The organism is Streptomyces sp. SP18BB07 (assembly GCF_036322545.1).
Classification (GTDB): Bacteria; Actinomycetota; Actinomycetes; order Streptomycetales; family Streptomycetaceae; genus Streptomyces; species Streptomyces deccanensis.
The window spans coordinates 156,402-174,529 of the sequence record NZ_JAQYWT010000340.1 but is presented as its reverse complement, the minus strand read 5'-3'; the positions used below and the strand labels follow the sequence as shown (position 1 = coordinate 174,529).

Sequence of the window (18,128 nt, the reverse complement as noted above, 5' to 3'; positions counted from 1 at the left end):
TCAGAAAAATCACAGGTTCCGGAAAGGGTGTTCTCAGGGGGCCCCGACAAGGTGTCCAGCATGACCACGACCTCGCCCCAGGGGCGCACCGAACTGCTGAGGCCGGACGGGAGCCCCGTCCGAGTGCTTGTGGTGGACGACGAGCTGTCGATCACCGAACTGCTGTCCATGGCCCTGCGCTATGAGGGATGGCAGATCCGGAGTGCCGGGGACGGCACGGGCGCCATCCAGACCGCCCGGGACTTCCGGCCCGACGCCGTCGTCCTCGACATGATGCTGCCCGACATGGACGGGCTGACCGTCCTCGGTCGGCTGCGGCGTGAGCTGCCGGACGTGCCCGTGCTCTTCCTGACCGCGAAGGACGCGGTCGAGGACCGGATCGCCGGGCTCACCGCCGGCGGCGACGACTACGTGACCAAGCCGTTCAGCCTCGAAGAGGTCGTGGCGAGACTGCGCGGGCTGATCCGCCGCTCCGGTGCCGCCGACCGCCGCTCCGACTCCGTGCTCGTCGTCGGTGACCTCATGCTCGACGAGGACAGCCACGAGGTGTCGCGCGGCGGGGCGAACATCCATCTCACCGCCACCGAGTTCGAACTGCTGCGGTTCCTGATGCGGAATCCTCGGCGCGTGCTCAGCAAGGCGCAGATCCTCGACCGTGTGTGGTCGTACGACTTCGGCGGCCAGGCCAATGTGGTCGAGCTCTATATCTCGTACCTGCGGCGCAAGATCGACGCCGGGCGGGAGCCGATGATCCACACCCGGCGTGGGGCCGGTTATCTGATCAAGCCCGCGTCGTCATGAGCGGGCGGCGGCGGACGTGTACGCAGAGGCAGCCGCGGCCGGGGCTGAGGCGAGGACAGCCGCGCACGCTGCGTACGCGGCTCGTCGTCTCCGCGGTGGCGTTGATCGCGGTGGTGTGCGCGGTCATCGGGACGGTGACCGCGGTTGCGTTGAGCGAGCATCTCAACGAGCAGTTGAACACCCAGGTGAAAGAGGTGGCCAAGCGGGCCGCCGGTCCGCCGGACGGGAAGTTCCCCGGGGGCGGCGGTGGCGACAACATCCCGCCGGACGACGCCTTCGGGTTCGTCACCAGGGGCGGCACCGAGGAGTACACCGTCGTCGCCCAGGTGGGGACGGACGGCGGGGTCAGCAACGCGGTGGTCGCCAAGGCGAAGACGTCGGACAGCGACGGCTTCGAGGGCATGACCACCGACGCGCTGAGCGCCGAGCAGGAGGCGGCCCTCGGCTCGGTGTCGAAGACCGGTATCTCCACCGTGGACATCCCCGGCCTCGGCGAATACCGGGTCACCTATGTCGAGGGCAGCAAGGGTGACTTCTACGTCGCCCTCCCCACCGAATCCGTCACCAGCACCCTCAGCACCCTCATCGCCGTCGAACTCAGCGTCACCGGTGCCGGGCTCATCGCTGCCGGGATTGCCGGGTCCGTGCTCGTCGGTGTCGCTCTGCGGCCCCTGCGCAAGGTCGCGGCTACCGCGACCCGGGTCTCCGAACTGCCGCTGCACACCGGTGAGGTGACCCTCAACGAGCGGGTGCCGGCGTCCGAGACCGATCCGCACACCGAGGTCGGCCAGGTTGGCGCCGCGCTCAACCGTATGCTCGACCACATCCACGGCGCCCTGCACTCGCGGCAGGAGAGCGAGACGCGCGTACGGCAGTTCGTGGCCGACGCCAGTCATGAGCTGCGGACGCCGCTCGCGTCCATCCGTGGCTACGCCGAACTGACCCGGCGTGGCCGCGAGGAGATCGGGCCCGACACCCGGCACGCGCTCGGGCGGATCGAGTCCGAGTCCGGGCGGATGACCATGCTCGTCGAGGACCTGCTGCTGCTCGCGCGGCTCGACGCGGGACGGCCGTTGCAGTTCGAGCAGACCGACCTCATCCCCCTCGTCGTGGACACCGTCAGCGACGCGCGCGTCGCCGGGCGGAGCCACAGCTGGCGGCTCGACCTGCCGGACATGCCCGCCCTCGTGTCGGCGGACGCGGCGCGGCTGCAGCAGGTGCTCGTCAACCTGCTCGCCAACGCGCGGACCCACACGCCACCCGGGACCACCGTCACCGCCCGTGTGCAGCGGCGTGGGCCGTGGATGTGCGTCGACGTCGAGGACGACGGACAGGGCATCCCGGAGGAGTTGCTGCCGCATGTGTTCGAGCGGTTCGCCCGAGGGGACTCGTCGCGGTCCCGGGCCTCCGGCTCGACCGGACTCGGGCTCGCCATCGTGCAGGCCGTCGCCGACGCGCACGGCGGTGCCGTCACCGTCGACAGCGTGCCCGGCAGGACCGTGTTCACCGTGCATCTGCCGGCCCTCGGCCGGGACGTACCGCCGCTCGACGACGCCGCGAACTGGGAGCTCGACGATGCCCAGTACGACGCGCAGTACGACCCCCGGTACGACCGCGAGCACGAGGGCGCGTACGCCGGCGCGTTCGACGGGAACGGCCTGGTGACCGGCGCGACAGGCCGGCGATCGGACTCACAGCCGCACCACAGTGTGAGCACACGGGCATAACAGAGCGGCTCGCGAATGTGGTTGTCATGCGAACCGACTCTTCTCCCGGCACCCTGCCGGCGCGGGAGCACCTCCCGGCCGGAAACGCCGGTACGCCTGTCCTGGACGTAGTGATCCCCGTCTACAACGAGGAGAAGGACCTCCAGCCGTGCGTGCTCAGACTGCACGAGCACCTTGCGCGCACCTTCCCGTACGCCTTCCGCATCACGATCGCGGACAACGCGTCGACGGACACCACCCCGCAGGTGGCCGTGCGGCTGGCGGCCGAGCTTCCCGAGGTGACGTCCTTCCGGCTGGAGCAGAAGGGGCGGGGGCGGGCCCTCAGGACCGTATGGTCCGCGTCCGACGCGCCGGTCCTCGCCTACATGGACGTGGACCTGTCGACGGACCTCAACGCCCTGCTCCCGCTCGTCGCCCCGCTGATCTCCGGTCACTCGGACCTCGCGATCGGCTCCCGGCTCGCCCGCTCCTCGCGGGTGGTGCGCGGCCCCAAGCGGGAGTTCATCAGCCGCGCGTACAACCTGATCCTGCGCGGCTCGCTGCAGGCCCGGTTCTCCGACGCGCAGTGCGGGTTCAAGGCGATACGCCGGGACGTCGCCCAGGTGCTGCTGCCGCTGGTCGAGGACACCGGGTGGTTCTTCGACACCGAGATGCTGGTGCTCGCGGAGCGGGCCGGGCTCAGGATCCACGAGGTGCCGGTGGACTGGGTCGACGACCCGGACTCGACCGTCCACATCGTGAAGACCGCCACCGACGATCTCAAGGGTGTGTGGCGGGTCGGAAAGGCGTTGGCCACCGGGTCCCTGGCGCTCGATCGGCTCGCACGGCCGTTCGGGGACGACCCCCGGGACCGTGAGATCCAGGACGTCCCGCGCGGCCTCGCCCGCCAGCTCCTCGGGTTCTGCGTCGTGGGCGGCCTCTCCACCCTCTTCTACCTGCTCCTCTACAGCGGCTTCCGGGCCTTCTCCGGGGCGCAGATCGCCAACGCGCTCGCCCTGCTGGTCTCGGCGATCGCCAACACGGCCGCCAACCGGCGCCTGACCTTCGGCGTCCGTGGCCGCAGCGGTGTCGTCAAGCACCAGGCGCAGGGCCTGGTGGTGTTCGGCATCGGACTGGCCCTCACCAGCGGCTCGCTCGCCGCCCTGAACGCGGCGACCTCCGACCCCGGGCACTCCACGGAACTGGCGGTCCTCGTCGCGGCCAACCTCGCGGCGACGGTGCTGCGGTTCCTGCTGTTCAGGGCGTGGGTCTTCCCGGACCGGCGCGACGGCTCCCCCGTCGAGGGCTCCCCCGCCGGGGGCCCGACCGTCGTGGCCGCACACCACCCCACCCCGCAGCACACCTCGTCGCCGGTCCACGCGACCGCCGCGACGGTACGTCCGGGACAGCCGGGGCCGTACGGCCATCAGGACCGGTTCCAGCCGACGTACACCACGAACCCGTTCCGTGCCGGAGACGCCGCGGACCGCACCTGGGGGGAGCCGACCATGCAGATGCGGCCGGTGCGCCCGCACGATCAGGATTCGAGGAACGCACGATGACCACGCAGTACGAGACGACGACCAGCCGGCCGGGGGGTCCCGGCTCAGGCCAGGAGCAGGACACGGCGAGAACAGCCGTGCGGGAACCGGTGGTTCCGGGGGCACCCGCCGAGCCCCCGGCCCTCGGCGCGGGCGAACCAGCACCCGGCACGGGCGAACCGGCCCCCGGCGCGGGCGAGCCACGGCAGCCCTTCGTGAAGCGCCTGTGGCGAGGCCGGCCCGAGGACCACCGCTGGATCCGCCCCTGCTTCCTCCTCACCCTCCTCCTCATCGGCGGCCTCTACACCTGGAACCTCACGGCCTCCGGGTACGCCAACTCCTTCTACTCGGCGGCCGTGCAGGCGGGCAGCCAGTCCTGGAAGGCCTTCTTCTTCGGCTCGCTGGACTCCGCCAACGCCATCACCGTCGACAAGCCCCCGGCCTCCCTCTGGCCGATGGCACTCTCGGTGCGGCTGTTCGGCCTCAACTCCTTCGCGATCCTGTTCCCGCAGGTCCTGATGGCCGTCGCCACCGCGGGGGTGCTGTGGGCGGCCGTACGCCGTCGCTTCAACGCCACGTCCGGCTTCCTCACCATGGCGGTGTTCGCGCTCACGCCCGTCGCCGCGCTGATGTTCCGCTTCAACAACCCGGACGCGGCGCTCGCGCTGCTGATGGCCGCCGCGGTCTACTGCACGCTGCGCGCCATGGAGAAGGCGCAGACGAAATGGCTGGTCTGGGCGGGTGTCGCCATCGGCCTCGCCTTCCTGGTCAAGACGCTGCAGGCGTTCCTGATCCTGCCGGTCCTCGCGCTCGTGTACGTCGTCCTCGCACCGGCCTCGGTGAAGAAGCGGGTCGGGCAGGTGCTGCTCGCCGGGCTGGCGATGGTCGTCTCCGGCGGCTGGTGGGTCGCGATCGTGGAGCTGTGGCCCGCGTCCTCCCGCCCGTACATCGGCGGTTCGCAGAACAACTCCTTCCTCGAACTGACCTTCGGCTACAACGGTCTCGGCCGTCTGAACGGCGAGGAGACCGGCAGCGTCGGCGGTGGTGGCGGAGGCGGCGGTGGCGGCAACTGGGGCGAGACCGGCTGGGACCGGATGTTCAGCTCCTCCATCGGCGGTCAGATCTCCTGGCTGATCCCGGCCGCGCTGATCATGCTGGGCGCCGCGATCTGGGCCACGCGGAAGCTGAAGCGCACGGACACCACCCGCGCGGCCTTCCTCCTCTGGGGCGGCTCGCTGCTGATCACCATGGTGGTCTTCAGCTTCATGCAGGGCATCTTCCACGAGTACTACACCGTGGCCCTCGCCCCCTACATCGCGCCGCTGATCGGTATGGGCGCGGCGCTGCTCCGGGACCAGCGGGACAGGTTCTGGGCGTCGATCACGCTGGCCGCCGCCATGACGGCCACGGCCGTCTGGGGCTACGTCCTCCTCAACCGCTCCTCCGACTACCTGCCCTGGCTGAAGTGGGTCGTGCTCGTCGGCGGTCTGGTGGCCGCGCTCGGCCTGGTCTTCGTGGCCAAGCTGGGGCGGCGACTGGCCCTGGCGGTCGTCGGCCTGAGCTTCGTCACGGCGGTGGCGGGCCCGACGGCGTACACCCTCACCACCCTCAACGAGGGGCACACCGGTTCGATCGTGACGGCCGGCCCGTCGACCCGCGGGGGGATGGGCGGCGGCCCCGGCGGTGGCGGTATGGGCGGCGGCCCCGGTGGCGGCATGCCGGGCCAGAACAACCAGCAGGGGCAGAACAACCAGCAAGGGCAGCCCCCGACCGGCGGCTTCGGTGGCGGTCAGGGCAATCAGCAGCAGGGCCAGGGCCGGCAGAACCAGCAGCCGGGCCAGGGCACCGGCCAGCCCCAGAACGGTGACGGCGGTCGCATGGGTGGCGGCGGCGGTGGCGGCATGGGCGGCCTGATCAACGGCACCTCCGTCAGCGACGAGGCCAAGGCACTGTTGGAGAAGAACGCGGGTGACCACACCTGGGCGGCCGCCGCCATCGGCGCCCAGAACGCGGCGAGCTACCAGCTCTCCACCGGCGAGCCGGTCATGGCGATCGGTGGCTTCAACGGCACCGACCCGTCCCCGACGCTCGCGGAGTTCAAGGAGTACGTGGAGGACGGCAAGATCCACTACTTCATCGCCGGCGGCTCCGGCGGCGGCATGGGCGGCGGCAGCGACGGCACCTCCTCGCAGATCAGCTCCTGGGTCCAGGAGAACTTCGAGTCGGTGACGGTCGACGGCACGACGTTGTACGACCTGACGCAGGCGAAGTAGCGCCGGACGCGTCGTGAGCGGGGCGGTGGCCCAGGGTGCGGACGAAGCCCTGGGTCACCGCCCTTCTCGTACGCCGGTGACATCAGTGTCGTACGGCGGTGACATCAGTGTCGTACGTTGGCGACATCAGTCGCTGTACGCCGTATAGGAACTGTTCTACGGTGTACAGCATGTCGACCCCCGCCGTCCCCGCAGCCCCCTCCACCCAGGGGCATCCGCAGCGTTGGCTGATCCTCGGTGTCATCTGTCTCGCGCAGCTCACGGTGCTGCTGGACAACACCGTGCTGAACGTGGCGATCCCGTCCCTCACCGAGGAGTTGGGGGCGGCCACCTCGGACATCCAGTGGATGATCAACGCGTACTCGCTGGTGCAGTCGGGCCTGCTGCTCAGCGCCGGCAGCGCGGCCGACCGCTACGGCCGCAAGAAGATGCTGATCGCGGGCCTGGTGCTGTTCGGCATCGGCTCGCTGGTGGCCGGACTCGCCCAGTCCACCGGCCAGTTGATCGCCGCGCGGGCCGGGATGGGCGTCGGTGGCGCGCTGCTGCTGACCACGACCCTCGCCGTCGCCATGCAGATCTTCACCCCCGACGAGCAGCCGAAGGCGATCGGTATCTGGGCGGCGGTCAACGCGCTCGGCTTCGCGGCCGGCCCCCTCCTCGGCGGCTTCATGCTCGGTCACTTCTGGTGGGGCGCCATCTTCCTGATCAACCTGCCGGTGGCCGCGCTGGGCGTGGTGGCCGTGATCGCGCTGGTCCCCGAGTCGAAGAATCCGCAGGGCGACCGGCCGGATCTGCTCGGCGCGCTGCTGTCGACCATCGGTATGGCCGCGCTCGTCTACGCGATCATCTCGGGCCCCGAACACGGCTGGACGTCGGGCCGGGTGCTCGTCACGGCCGCCGTCGCCGCGGTCGTCCTCGCGGCCTTCGCGTACTGGGAGAGCCGTATCCCCTACCCCATGCTCGACCTGCACTTCTTCCGTGACCGCCGCTTCACGGGTGCCGTCGCCGGGGCCGTCCTCATCACCTTCGGCATGGGGGGCGCGCTCTTCCTCCTCACCCAGCATCTGCAGTTCGTGCTCGGCTACGACGCGTTGGAGGCGGGGCTGCGGACCGCGCCGCTCGCCCTGGTCGTGGTCGTCCTCAACTTCTCCGGGCTGTCGGCGAAGTGGACGGCGAAGCTCGGGATGCCGGTGTCGATCGCGCTGGGGATGGTGCTGATGTCGGGCGGGCTGGTCGCCATCGCCACGATGGCCTCCGGCGGTTACGCCGGGACACTGCTCGGGCTGGTGCTGATCGGGGTGGGCTGCGCGGTCGCCAACCCCGCGATGGCGCACGCGATCATGAGCGCGATTCCGCCGGCCAAGGCGGGGGTGGGCGCCGGGATCAACGGCACGCTCGCGGAGTTCGGAACGGGGTTGGGGGTGGCCGTGTTGGGGGCCGTGCTCACCTCGCGGTTCGGGGCGCTGGTCCCCGTGGCGGCGGCGTCGTTGCCGGCGGCGTTGGCGGGAGCGGACACGGCTGGGGAGCGGGCCGAGGTGATGTCCGCGTTCTCCTCCGGGGTGGAGACGAGTCTGTTGGTGGGGGCCGTGGCTGTGCTGCTCGGGGGGTTGGTGGCGGCGGGGCTGCTGCGCAGGGCGGAGAAGGGGGAGCGGGGGCGGGAGCTGGTGGGCGCCTCATAGCTCGGGGGTGCTGGCCGTTCGGCGGCTGCGGGTGCGTCGTGGTTGTTCGCGCAGTTCCCCGCGCCTGAACCTCGCGCTGCGCGCGGCACGTTCAGCGGCGTCGGATACGCGTGTCCCTTGCCGCGCATCCAAGCGCCGTCGCAAGTGCGCGCCGTTCGCGGCACTTCCCGGCGGCTTCGCCCGCCTAGCATCGTCACCGGCGGAGGAAAGCGTGTCTCGGAAGGTGGGTCATGGTGAAGGGAGCCGGTCGGTCCGGAGGAGCCGCGCGGGCCAGTGTCTGGCTGGAGGAGAAGGCGCGGGTCGGGCGGGGTGGGCAACCCTCGGGGCTGGACCGGGAGCGGATCACCGTGGCGGCCGTGCGGCTGCTGGACGCCGAGGGGCTGGCCAAGTTCTCGATGCGGCGGCTGGCGGCCGAGCTGAACGTGACGGCGATGTCGGTCTACTGGTACGTGGACACCAAGGACGACCTGCTGGAACTCGCCCTCGACCAGGCGTTCGACGAGATGCGGCTGCCCCCGCCCGACTCCGACGAGGACTGGCGGGACCAACTGCGCACGCTGGCCGGGGAGTACCGGGCGGTCCTGGTCCGCCACCCCTGGGTGTCGCCCCTCGCGGGCACCTTCCTCAACATCGGCCCGCACGCGCTGGACTTCTCGCTCGCCGTGCAGCGCGTGATCCGCCGCACCGGGCTGCCCGCGCGCGGCCAGGCCGGCGCCATCGCGGCGGTCTCCCAGTTCGTGTACGGCTTCGGCACCATCGAGGGGCACTTCGCGCAGCGCTCCGCCGCGGCCGGGATGACCCAGGAGGAGTACTTCCGCAACGCCATGAGCGCGGTGGCCGGCTCCCCCGCACCCCACGAGGTCATCCAGCACTCCGCCGACCTCATGGAGGCCCGCGGCGGCGAGACCGTCGAAGAGATGCGCGAACGCGACTTCGCCTACGCCCTGGACACCCTCGTCGCCGGCATCGAGGTGATGGCGACGAGGGGCTGAACCCCCTGCGGCCCCTCAGCCCCGGCCCCTCAGCCCCGGCGACCTAGCCCTCCTCCACCAGCCGCGCCGGGAAGCCGCCCGTGGCCACCGGTCCCCACTTCACCGGTGTGATCCGGATGATCGACTTGCCCTGCTTGATCATCGCCGCGCGGTACTCGTCCCAGTCCGGGTGCTCGCCCGAGATGTTGCGGAAGTACTCCACCAGGGGCTCGACCGAGTCCGGCGAGTCGATGACCTCGGCCGTGCCGTCGATCTGGACCCAGGGGCCGTCCCAGTCGTCGCTCAGCACGACGACGCTCACGCGCTCGTCCCGCTTGGCGTTGCGGGTCTTGGCCCGCTCGGGGTACGTGGAGACGACGATCCGGCCCGAGTCGTCGACACCGCAGGTCAGCGGGGAGGCCTGGGGGCCGCCGTCGGACCGCCGGGTGAGCAGGAGCGCCCGGTGCCGGGGGCGTACGAAGTCGAGCAGTTCTTCGAGGGAGACCGACGTGTTGGTCGCGATGTTCCGTGCCATGCGCTCAGCGTAGGGCCGGGGGCGCCTCATGGCTCGGGGGGTTCCGCGGTTCGGCGACTGCGGGTGCGTCGTGGTTGTTCGCGCCCACGCGGCGGAGCCGCATATCGGGTACAGCCCCGCGCCCCTTGCGGGAGCGCTACGCGCCCCGCCCCCGCACACCCTGCACAGCCTGCACGTCCAGCTCGACCCTCAGCGTCGTTCCGATCGCCGCGATGCCCGCCTGCACCACCTGGTTGTAGTTCATGGCGAAGTCCTCGCGGCGGAGTTCGGCGGTGGCCCGGAAGGCGGCGCGGGTGCCGCCCCACGGATCCGCGCCGGTGCCCAGATATGCCAGGTCCAGGTCGACCGGCCGTACGACCCCACGCATGCCCAGCTCGCCGTGGACGGTCCAGCGGTCCGGGCCGACGGGCGTGAGGCCGGTCGAGACGTAGGTGATCTCGGGGTGCCGTTCGACGTCGAGGAAGTCCGGGGAGCGCAGGTGCTGGTCCCGGGTCGCGTTGCCCGTGTCGATCGAGGCGGCCCGGATCGCCGCCTCCACCCGGGACTTGGTCCCCTCGTCGGGGGTCGGGGCGATCTCGACGGACGCCGAGAAGTCGGTGAAGCGGCCGTGGACGCTGGAGATCCCCAGGTGCTGGGCCACGGCGGCGACGGAGGAGTGCGCGGGGTCGACGGTCCAGAGCCCGGGCGGGGGCAGTTCCGTACCGCCGAGCCGGGCCAGGGTGACCGTGCCGATCTCCGCCCGCCTGCTCGCCGTCACCAGGGCGCTGGAGGCCACCGGCGTGTAGCCGACCGCTGTGACGATCACCGTGTACGCGCCCGGCGCGAGCGGCGTGGGGTCGTGCACGCCCCCTTCGGCGTCCGCCTCGGCCCGCAGCACCTGCGTACCGGCCATGTCGGTCACCGTGACGACCGCGTGCGACACGGCCCAGCCGTCCCGGGTGCGGACCCGCGCGGTCAGCCCGGCCTGTCCTGCTCGTCCTGCTCGTCCCGTGGGTCCCATGTCCGTCAACTCCTCAGCGTGCGACCGGCCGGTGGAGCGGGGGGAGGCTCCACCGGCCGGTGGTTCAACCAGTCGTCCGCGCGAACTACTCGCCGGGGTGCGCGAGTTCGATGTCGTGGCCGTCGACGCCGGGGCCGCTGACCGTCAGGGCCGTGGCCACGGGCGGGTAGCCGGTCGCGATGACCGTGTACTCGCCGGCGTCCAGGTCGGCGAAGGCGTACGCCCCGTCCGCGCCGGTGGTGGCCGTGCCGACCACGTTGCCCGCCGCGTCGACGAGGGTCACGCGGGCGTCGGCCAGCGCCCCGCCCGGCGCCCGTACGACTCCCTGGAGCCGGGCCCCCGCCTCCAGGTCGATCTCGATCCGGGTGACCCCGGTGCCGCCGACCTCGACGGGCAGGGCGCGCGGACGGAACCCGGCGGCGTTCACCGCGACGGTCACCGCGCCCGGCACCAGCTCCCCGAAGCCGAACTCGCCCTGCTCACCGGTGAGTCCACTGGCCAGTACATCGCCGCGCACATCGGTCACCACGACCATGGCGTCCTGCACGCCCTGCCCGGCCCCGGCGGTCCGCACCACACCGCTCAGCCCGCTCGTCCCGCTGAGCAGGATGTCGTACGCGACCGGCTCGTCGTGCACGACGACCGTGGAGGCCTGCGGCTGGAACCCGTCGGCGGCCGCGATCAGGACGTACGACCCGGCGGCGGGCGCGTCCACCGCGTAGGCCCCGTCGGGGCCCGCGACCGAACGGCCGAGCTGCCGCCCGCCGAGCGAGATCAGGGTGACGGCGGCCCGCGGCACGGGCACGCCCTCGGCGCCGCGCACCTGACCCCGTACGGGAATGCCACCGCCGGGAGCCCGGGCCTCGTCGGGAGCGGCGGCCACCGATGCCGCGACCGGAGCGACCGATGCCGTGACCGGCGCGTGCGACGCGTCCGGCACCGCCGCCTCCATGTCGGTGTCCGTGGCTTGCGACTCCCTCGCTTCGGCCTCCGTGGCCTTGGTCTCCGCGGCCTGGGCGAGCGCCCCGGTGGTCCGCAGCGGGACCTCCTTGATGAAGAAGGAGAAGACGAGCGCGAGGACGGCGAAGGGGGCGGCGTAGAGGAAGACGTCTCCGATGCCGTGGCCGTAGGAGCTCTCGATGACCGTGCGGATCGGTGCGGGCAGCGCGTCCAGGTCCGGGATCTCCCCGTGGCCCATGGAGGAGCCGGAGACCCCGAGCTTGGCGAGGCCCTCCTCGGCGTAGTGGGTGATCCGGTGGCTCAGCACCGCGCCCAGCGCCGAGACGCCGATCGCGCCGCCGAGGGAGCGGAAGAAGGTGACGACCGAGCTGGCGGCGCCGAGGTCGCCGGGGGCGACCTGGTTCTGCGTGCACAGCACCAGGTTCTGCATCATCATGCCGACGCCCAGCCCGAGCAGCGCCATGAAGATCGCCACGTGCCAGTACTCGGTGTCGTAGCGAAGGGTGCCCAGCAGTCCGAGGCCCGAGGTGACCAGCACCCCACCGGCGAGCAGCCAGGCCTTCCAGCGGCCGGTGCGGGTGATGACCTGCCCGGAGACGGTCGACGAGACGAAGAGACCGGCGATCATCGGGATCGTCATGACGCCGGACATGGTCGGCGACTTGTCGCGCGCCAGCTGGAAGTACTGGCTGAAGAAGATGGTGCCCGCGAACATCGCGACACCGACGAAGAGCGAGGCCAGCGAGGCCAGTGCGATCGTCCGGTTGCGGAACAGGCGCAGCGGCATGATCGGCTCGCTCGCCCTGGACTCGACCAGCAGGAACACCGCGAGCAGCGCGACCGTGCCGCCGACCATCGCGTACGTCTGCCACGACACCCAGTCGTACTTGTCACCGGCGAAGGTCACCCAGACCAGCAGCAGGCAGACGGCGGCGGTGATGAGGAACGCGCCGGCCCAGTCGACCTTGACCTTGCGCTTGACGACCGGCAGGTGCAGCGTCCGCTGGAGCACGACCAGGGCGATGACCGCGAAGGGCACGCCGACGTAGAAGCACCAGCGCCAGCCCAGCCAGCTGGTGTCGGTGATGACGCCGCCGACCAGCGGGCCGCCGACCATGGCGGTCGCGAAGGTGGCGCCGAGGTAGCCGTTGTACCGGCCGCGTTCGCGCGGGGAGATCATCGCCGCGAGGCAGATCTGGGCCAGCGCGGAGAGCCCGCCCATGCCGACGCCCTGGACCGCGCGGAACCCGATCAGCATCCCGGCGTTCTGGGAGAGTCCGGCGGCGGCCGACCCGAGCACGAAGATCACGAGGGCGAGCTGGATCAGCAGCTTCTTGGAGAACAGGTCGGCGAGCTTGCCCCACAGCGGGGTGGACGCGGTCATCGCCAGCAGCGACGCGGTCACCACCCAGGTGTACGCGCTCTGCCCGCCGCCCAGGTCCTTGATGATGTCCGGCAGCGCGTTCGACACGATCGTCGACGACAGGATCGCCACGAACATGCCGAGCAGCAGCCCGGTCAGCGCTTCCATGATCTGCCGGTGCGTCATCGGGGCGTGGTCGCCACCGCTGTGGGGGGCACCCTTGGCGGGTCCTCCACCGTGCTTGGCGTGAGCCCGCACACCGGCTGGTGTGGTCGTTGCCATGGGGCTTCCTTTTCCTACGGGTCTTTGCGGGTGTACGGGTTGTGGTGGTGGGCCGTCGGTGGCCCCTGGCGGCCGCTACACGGACGTACGCGTCGGCGGCGTGGGCGTCCGGGGCGGCGCGGGGGTGTCGAAGCTCTCCCGCAATCGGCCCAGGAGCCGGGCCAGTTGTCCGACCTCGTCGTCGGACCAGTCGCTCAGCCGGGCGGCCATCAGCCGGCTGGTGCGCCGGTACAGCTCGGTGACCACGGCCCGGCCCTCGGGGGTCAGGCGCAGGATGCGTGAGCGTTTGTCCGCCGGGTCGGGGAGGCGTTCGATCCAGCCCCGCTCGGCGACGTGCGCGACGTGTCGGCTGGTCACCGACATGTCGACGGAGAGCAGCTCGGCGAGCTTGCTCATCCGCATCTCGCCGTGCCGGCCGAGCAGCGTCAGGACTCCCGCCGATCCGCCGGGGCACTCGTACGGGAGCATCCGCGCGATCTCCCGGTTGACGGCCCCGACGGCACTGAGCTGACGGGCCAGCTCCTCGTAGTGCGCTTGCCCGGCCATGGAGTCCCTCCGTGTTTGTTGCTTAGGGCAACCATAGGTCTGGATGGTTGCTACAGGCAAATGAAATCGGGGGGATACAGCCCAAGTCTTGGCAAAGGAGAACGTTCGGCGTGTCCGGGGCCGACCACCCCGCTTGGGCGCGTCCTGCCGGATTCGCTAAGGTCTCGGGCCATGGCCGACAACCAGAACCCCCAGGGCAACTACGACCCCGCGGGCAGCACGCAGATGTTCCGCGCCTTCGTCGACGAGACGCCGGCGGGGGGCCGACAGGCCGCCCCGACGGGGTCCTCCGGGCCGCGGGTCGGTGTGATCGTCGGTGTGATCGCGGCGGTGGCGGTTGTGGCCGCGGTGGTGTGGCTCGCGCTGGCGTGATCGCGGGGGGTTGCTTCTGAGCGGCGCCTGCTCGACTGCCGGGTCCTGCGGATTGGCGGCTGCGGGTGCGCGGGGCTTCTCGCGCAGTTCCCCGCGCCCCTGAAAAGCAGGGGCTGCGCCCCGTGCTCTTCAGGCCCGCAGGGGCCTGGTCTTTTAGGGGCGCGGGGAACTGCGCGAGAAGCCCCACGCACCCGCACTTCCACCCACGCACCCGCACGCACCCCCACCCGAAACCGCCCACGTACCACCGCCGGGCTGCCCGAACTCGGCAACCCGGCGGTGGTACGTGTCAATGCGAGGCCGATGGCCTCAGTCGGAGATCAGGCCCTCCCGCAGCTGCGCCAGCGTCCGCGTGAGGAGGCGGGAGACGTGCATCTGGGAGATGCCGACCTCTTCGCCGATCTGCGACTGCGTCATGTTCGCGAAGAAGCGGAGCATGATGATCCGGCGCTCGCGCGGCGGCAGCTTCGCCAACAGCGGCTTCAGGGACTCCCGGTACTCCACGCCCTCGAGCGCGGTGTCCTCGTAGCCGAGGCGGTCCGCGAGGGAGCCCTCGCCGCCGTCGTCCTCGGGGGCCGGGGAGTCGAGCGAGGACGCCGTGTACGCGTTGCCGACGGCGAGGCCGTCGACCACGTCCTCCTCCGACACGCCCAGCACCGCGGCGAGTTCGGTGACCGTCGGCGAACGGTCGAGCTTCTGCGACAGCTCGTCACTGGCCTTGGTGAGCGCCAGCCGCAGCTCCTGCAGCCGCCTCGGCACTCGGACCGACCATGACGTGTCGCGGAAGAACCGCTTGATCTCGCCCACGACCGTCGGCATTGCGAACGTCGGGAACTCCACGCCCCGTTCGCAGTCGAAGCGGTCGATCGCCTTGATCAGGCCGATCGTTCCGACCTGGACGATGTCCTCCATCGGCTCGTTGCGCGACCGGAAACGGGCGGCGGCGTAACGCACCAGCGGGAGGTTGAGCTCGATCAGGGTGTCCCGGACGTAGGCGCGCTCGGGGCTGTTCTCGTCCAACGCGGCGAGCCGCAGGAACAGGGAGCGGGACAGGGTGCGGGTGTCGATGTTCGCCGAGGCCGACGAGGCCGGGAACTCAGACGCCGGCGGAGCCTGGGGACCGGGAAGGTCCTCAAGCGCCTGAAGGTCCTGAGGGGCCTGGATAGCGTCGGGCGCGGTCTCGCTCTTGTCGAGCGTGAGCACCTTCGAGCTGCCCTGGTCTGCGGACATGCCACCCCCTTTGGGTCGCGGACGGTCGCGGCGGACGCTCCGTCGTAAGGAACGCAGCCTCCACCTGAATACCGGCGGCGAGGCCACGGCAAACGCGCTGGGGGAAGAATGTCACACGTCGGCAACGCGATGTAGTGACATGTCGACATGGAGAGGGTGAATAGGCCCTGGAATCAGTCGTTCTGATGGGATTTCAGAGGAGATCCATCTAATGGAGCGTCAATGAGGGATTCGCTCTCACCGGTGACATCTCGACAGCGCATTCGGTCACGCCCATGGCCTGCGCACGCGTACCGATGGCCGATTCTGTGCGCCCCGCCTGCCTTCGTGCGCCCCGTGTGCCCCATGGTCCATCCGCGCCTGCGCGGGGGGTTCCCGTTACCGAGGGTCACCCACCTTGCCCCCTCGGGGGCGGTGCTTCGGGCGGAGCGCCTACGCCTCGATCCGGTTGGCCGACCGCAACCGCGCGAAGCTCCGGGCCAGCAGCCGCGACACATGCATCTGGGAGACCCCCAGCTCCGCGCTGATCTGCGACTGCGTGAGATTGCTGTAGTAGCGGAGCAGCAGGATCCGCTGTTCGCGTTCGGGGAGTTGGACGAGGAGGTGCCGTACGAGGTCGCGGTGTTCGACGCCGTCGAGTTCGGGGTCCTCGTAGCCGAGCCGGTCGAGCAGCCCCGGCAGTCCGTCGCCCTCCTGGGCGGCCTCCAGGGAGGTCGCGTGGTACGAGCGGCCCGCCTTGATGCAGGACAGGACCTCCTCCTCGGTGATGCGCAGCCGCTCGGCGATCTCGGCGGTGGAGGGGGTGCGGCCGAAGGCGGTGGTGAGATCCTCGGTCGCGCTGTTCACCTGGACCCACAACTCGTGCAGCCGGCGCGGGACATGGACCGTGCGGACGTTGTCGCGGAAGTACCGCTTGATCTCCCCGACGACGGTCGGCATGGCGAAGGTGGGGAACTGGACGCCACGGTCCGGGTCGAACCGGTCGATGGCGTTGATCAGTCCGATGGTGCCGACCTGGACCACGTCCTCCATGGGCTCGTTGCGGGAGCGGAAGCGGGCGGCCGCGTAGCGCACGAGCGGGAGGTTCGCCTCGATGAGCGCCCCGCGCACGCGGTTGTGCTCCGGAGTGCCCGGCGACAGATGCTTCAGCTCGCCGAACAGCACCTGGGTGAGGGCCCGGGTGTCGGCGCCGCGACGTTTCTCCGGGACGGGGGCGGTGGCCTGGGCGGTGACCTGGGCCGACGAGGGGTCGGGAGCCGGGACGTCTTCCTGGGGAGGCGCAGTACTGGCCGACACGGTCAACGCCACCTCTTCATCCATCAACTCAACCGTCAAAAGCGGTCATAGCATCACAAGACATGTGCACTGTGATCAAGCACCGCATAGCGCCGTGTTGAGCGAGAGTTGACGGCGGGGAGGGCAATCGGGTGCAAAAAGCCCCGCACGGCTCGAGTGCGGGGCGGAGAGGGAGGCGGCGTACGGCTCAGAACTCGTAGTCGGCGATGATCCACGTGGCGAACTCGTGCCACAGCGCCACGCCTGCCTGGTGGTCCGGGTGCTCGACGTACGTCCGCAGCGCCTCGATGTCGTCGAACGCGGAGTTGATCGCGAAGTCGTAGGCGATGGGACGGTCGCTGAGGTTCCACCCCAGCTCCCAGGAGCGGATCTCGCCGATCGTGCCGTCGAGCGCGCGGAACGCGTCCACACCCTTCACGACCTGCGGGTCGTCGCGCTCGACGCCCTCGTTGAGCTTGAAGAGGACCAGGTGGCGGATCATGGGCGCTCCGGGTAGGTCGGACGAGGTGCGGGTCCCTACTCAGCCCCGTCGGCGATCCAGGTGAAGAAGTCGCCGATGGACTGGGCGGCGTTCGAGACGCCCTCGAAGCCTATCTGGACGTAGTCGGCGGCCTTGGCCGGGTCCGTGATGATCACGTAGAGCACGAAGACCACGAGCACGTACAGCGCGATCTTCTTCCCCTGCACCGCCACCGCGGCCTCCCCCGCCTCTGTGCCCTGTGGGCCCCATGGGTCCCTCTTTGTCGGCGGCGAGTGTAACCCGATCATGCGTTCGCAGGAGAGGCACCGGAGCCGGGAGACGCAGGAAGGGCCCCGTCTGACGACGGGGCCCTTCTCCAGCGGTAGCGGAGGGATTTGAACCCTCGGTGACTTGCGCCACACTCGCTTTCGAGGCGAGCTCCTTCGGCCGCTCGGACACGCTACCGAGGGAGACCTTACAGCAAGGTGGGGCGTCGTTTGAAATCGGTATCGGGCGGGGGTGGAGGCCGGTGCCGGCGGGGTGTCAGCGGGTGCGGAAGAAGCCGGTGAGGAGCCGGGCGCAGTCGTCGGCGAGGACGCCCTCGACGACCTCGGGGCGGTGGTTGAGGCGACGGTCGCGTACGACGTCCCAGAGTGAGCCGGCGGCTCCGGCCTTCTCGTCGCGCGCGCCGTAGACGACACGGTCGACCCGGGACTGGACGAGGGCGCCCGCGCACATCGTGCAGGGTTCGAGGGTCACCACCAGCGTGCAGCCGGTCAGCCGCCACTCCCCGAGCGCGGCGGCGGCGCGGCGGACGGCGAGCACCTCCGCGTGGGCGGTGGGGTCGCCGGCCGCCTCGCGTTCGTTGTGTCCGGTGGCCAGTACGGTCGTGCCGTCCGGGGACACGACGACCGCGCCGACCGGAACGTCACCGCCCTCGGCGGCCCGCCCGGCCTCGACCAGGGCGAGCCGCATCGCGGCCCGCCAGCGGTCGCGTACGGGATCGGGTCCGTCCGGTGCGTCTGCGCCGGGGGTGCCGGGGGCACCTGGGGTGCCGGTTGCCTCGGTCACCGGGGGGAGGCCCCCGGCGGCCGAACCAGACCCGACGGAGTC

General features: G+C 70.9%; 16 protein-coding genes and 1 tRNA gene. 7 read left to right on the top strand and 10 right to left on the bottom strand.

Going from position 1 to position 18,128, the window contains the following annotated elements:
* Positions 1-60 precede the first annotated feature (60 nt).
* The 6 genes from PUR53_RS28925 (at position 61) to PUR53_RS28900 (ending at position 8,992) form a co-directional block, all read left to right on the top strand.
* Positions 61-801: a response regulator transcription factor gene (locus PUR53_RS28925; protein ID WP_193241596.1), complete on the top strand. Its 741-nt coding sequence runs from the start codon at positions 61-63 to the stop codon at positions 799-801.
* Complete coding sequence (locus PUR53_RS28920) at positions 798-2,528, top strand: sensor histidine kinase (protein ID WP_329910147.1); 1,731 nt, start codon at positions 798-800, stop codon at positions 2,526-2,528. The genes PUR53_RS28925 and PUR53_RS28920 overlap by 4 nt, the downstream gene beginning before the upstream one ends.
* Before the next feature lie 26 nt (positions 2,529-2,554).
* Positions 2,555-4,069 carry a bifunctional glycosyltransferase family 2/GtrA family protein gene (locus tag PUR53_RS28915; protein ID WP_329901923.1) on the top strand — a complete coding sequence of 505 codons (1,515 nt, stop codon included), beginning with the start codon at positions 2,555-2,557 and terminating at the stop codon, positions 4,067-4,069.
* Complete coding sequence (locus PUR53_RS28910; protein ID WP_329910146.1) at positions 4,066-6,321, top strand: ArnT family glycosyltransferase; 2,256 nt, start codon at positions 4,066-4,068, stop codon at positions 6,319-6,321. The genes PUR53_RS28915 and PUR53_RS28910 overlap by 4 nt, the downstream gene beginning before the upstream one ends.
* A gap of 170 nt (positions 6,322-6,491) precedes the next feature.
* Positions 6,492-8,000 carry an MFS transporter gene (locus PUR53_RS28905; protein ID WP_329910145.1) on the top strand — a complete coding sequence of 503 codons (1,509 nt, stop codon included), beginning with the start codon at positions 6,492-6,494 and terminating at the stop codon, positions 7,998-8,000.
* A 230-nt stretch (positions 8,001-8,230) separates the two neighbouring features.
* Positions 8,231-8,992 (top strand): TetR/AcrR family transcriptional regulator, encoded by a 762-nt coding sequence (locus tag PUR53_RS28900; RefSeq protein ID WP_329910144.1) that lies wholly within the window; start codon positions 8,231-8,233, stop codon positions 8,990-8,992.
* A 43-nt stretch (positions 8,993-9,035) separates the two neighbouring features.
* Here the strand turns inward: PUR53_RS28900 and PUR53_RS28895 are convergent, their stop codons facing one another.
* The 4 genes from PUR53_RS28895 to PUR53_RS28880 form a co-directional block, all read right to left on the bottom strand.
* The gene (locus tag PUR53_RS28895; protein ID WP_239755726.1) at positions 9,036-9,506 is read right to left on the bottom strand and encodes a PPOX class F420-dependent oxidoreductase; all 471 of its coding nucleotides are present in this window, start codon (positions 9,504-9,506) and stop codon (positions 9,036-9,038) included.
* A gap of 136 nt (positions 9,507-9,642) precedes the next feature.
* A complete protein-coding gene (locus PUR53_RS28890; RefSeq protein WP_329910143.1) occupies positions 9,643-10,506 on the bottom strand; it encodes a YceI family protein in 864 nt (287 codons plus the stop codon).
* A gap of 85 nt (positions 10,507-10,591) precedes the next feature.
* A complete protein-coding gene (locus PUR53_RS28885) occupies positions 10,592-13,111 on the bottom strand; it encodes an MFS transporter (RefSeq protein ID WP_329910142.1) in 2,520 nt (839 codons plus the stop codon).
* Positions 13,112-13,186: 75 nt separating this feature from the next.
* On the bottom strand, positions 13,187-13,657 hold the full coding sequence (locus PUR53_RS28880; protein ID WP_329901930.1) for a MarR family winged helix-turn-helix transcriptional regulator: 471 nt from the start codon (positions 13,655-13,657) through the stop codon (positions 13,187-13,189).
* Between the two features lie 171 nt (positions 13,658-13,828).
* Between PUR53_RS28880 and PUR53_RS28875 the strand changes: the two genes are divergently transcribed.
* Positions 13,829-14,029 carry a hypothetical protein gene (locus PUR53_RS28875; protein WP_329901931.1) on the top strand — a complete coding sequence of 67 codons (201 nt, stop codon included), beginning with the start codon at positions 13,829-13,831 and terminating at the stop codon, positions 14,027-14,029.
* A gap of 309 nt (positions 14,030-14,338) precedes the next feature.
* Here PUR53_RS28875 and PUR53_RS28870 read toward each other — a convergent pair whose 3' ends face one another.
* The 6 genes from PUR53_RS28870 to tadA form a co-directional block, all read right to left on the bottom strand.
* Entirely contained in the window at positions 14,339-15,259 is a 921-nt protein-coding gene (locus tag PUR53_RS28870; protein ID WP_329901932.1) for an RNA polymerase sigma factor SigF, read from the bottom strand.
* A 432-nt stretch (positions 15,260-15,691) separates the two neighbouring features.
* Positions 15,692-16,579, bottom strand: a complete 888-nt coding sequence (locus PUR53_RS28865) for an RNA polymerase sigma factor SigF (RefSeq protein ID WP_329910141.1) — start codon at positions 16,577-16,579, stop codon at positions 15,692-15,694.
* A 163-nt stretch (positions 16,580-16,742) separates the two neighbouring features.
* Positions 16,743-17,036, bottom strand: coding sequence for a Dabb family protein (locus PUR53_RS28860; protein ID WP_329910140.1), 294 nt, complete (start codon positions 17,034-17,036; stop codon positions 16,743-16,745).
* A gap of 35 nt (positions 17,037-17,071) precedes the next feature.
* Entirely contained in the window at positions 17,072-17,248 is a 177-nt protein-coding gene (locus PUR53_RS28855; protein WP_033526709.1) for a hypothetical protein, read from the bottom strand.
* Positions 17,249-17,395: 147 nt separating this feature from the next.
* Positions 17,396-17,480 (bottom strand) — tRNA-Ser (locus tag PUR53_RS28850).
* A 78-nt stretch (positions 17,481-17,558) separates the two neighbouring features.
* Entirely contained in the window at positions 17,559-17,990 is a 432-nt protein-coding gene (tadA, locus tag PUR53_RS28845; protein WP_329910280.1) for a tRNA adenosine(34) deaminase TadA, read from the bottom strand.
* Between the last annotated feature and the right edge of the window lie 138 nt (positions 17,991-18,128).

Excerpts from the sequence above, each read along its gene's own strand:
- PUR53_RS28925 (WP_193241596.1), top strand. The coding sequence starts at position 61 with ATGACCACGACCTCGCCCCAGGGGCGCACCGAACTGCTGAGGCCGGAC.
- PUR53_RS28920 (WP_329910147.1), top strand. The coding sequence starts at position 798 with ATGAGCGGGCGGCGGCGGACGTGTACGCAGAGGCAGCCGCGGCCGGGG.
- PUR53_RS28915 (WP_329901923.1), top strand. The coding sequence starts at position 2,555 with ATGCGAACCGACTCTTCTCCCGGCACCCTGCCGGCGCGGGAGCACCTC.
- PUR53_RS28910 (WP_329910146.1), top strand. The coding sequence starts at position 4,066 with ATGACCACGCAGTACGAGACGACGACCAGCCGGCCGGGGGGTCCCGGC.
- PUR53_RS28905 (WP_329910145.1), top strand. The coding sequence starts at position 6,492 with ATGTCGACCCCCGCCGTCCCCGCAGCCCCCTCCACCCAGGGGCATCCG.
- PUR53_RS28900 (WP_329910144.1), top strand. The coding sequence starts at position 8,231 with ATGGTGAAGGGAGCCGGTCGGTCCGGAGGAGCCGCGCGGGCCAGTGTC.
- PUR53_RS28895 (WP_239755726.1), bottom strand. The coding sequence starts at position 9,506 with ATGGCACGGAACATCGCGACCAACACGTCGGTCTCCCTCGAAGAACTG.
- PUR53_RS28890 (WP_329910143.1), bottom strand. The coding sequence starts at position 10,506 with ATGGGACCCACGGGACGAGCAGGACGAGCAGGACAGGCCGGGCTGACC.
- PUR53_RS28885 (WP_329910142.1), bottom strand. The coding sequence starts at position 13,111 with ATGGCAACGACCACACCAGCCGGTGTGCGGGCTCACGCCAAGCACGGT.
- PUR53_RS28880 (WP_329901930.1), bottom strand. The coding sequence starts at position 13,657 with ATGGCCGGGCAAGCGCACTACGAGGAGCTGGCCCGTCAGCTCAGTGCC.
- PUR53_RS28875 (WP_329901931.1), top strand. The coding sequence starts at position 13,829 with ATGGCCGACAACCAGAACCCCCAGGGCAACTACGACCCCGCGGGCAGC.
- PUR53_RS28870 (WP_329901932.1), bottom strand. The coding sequence starts at position 15,259 with ATGTCCGCAGACCAGGGCAGCTCGAAGGTGCTCACGCTCGACAAGAGC.
- PUR53_RS28865 (WP_329910141.1), bottom strand. The coding sequence starts at position 16,579 with ATGGATGAAGAGGTGGCGTTGACCGTGTCGGCCAGTACTGCGCCTCCC.
- PUR53_RS28860 (WP_329910140.1), bottom strand. The coding sequence starts at position 17,036 with ATGATCCGCCACCTGGTCCTCTTCAAGCTCAACGAGGGCGTCGAGCGC.
- tadA (WP_329910280.1), bottom strand. The coding sequence starts at position 17,990 with ATGCGGCTCGCCCTGGTCGAGGCCGGGCGGGCCGCCGAGGGCGGTGAC.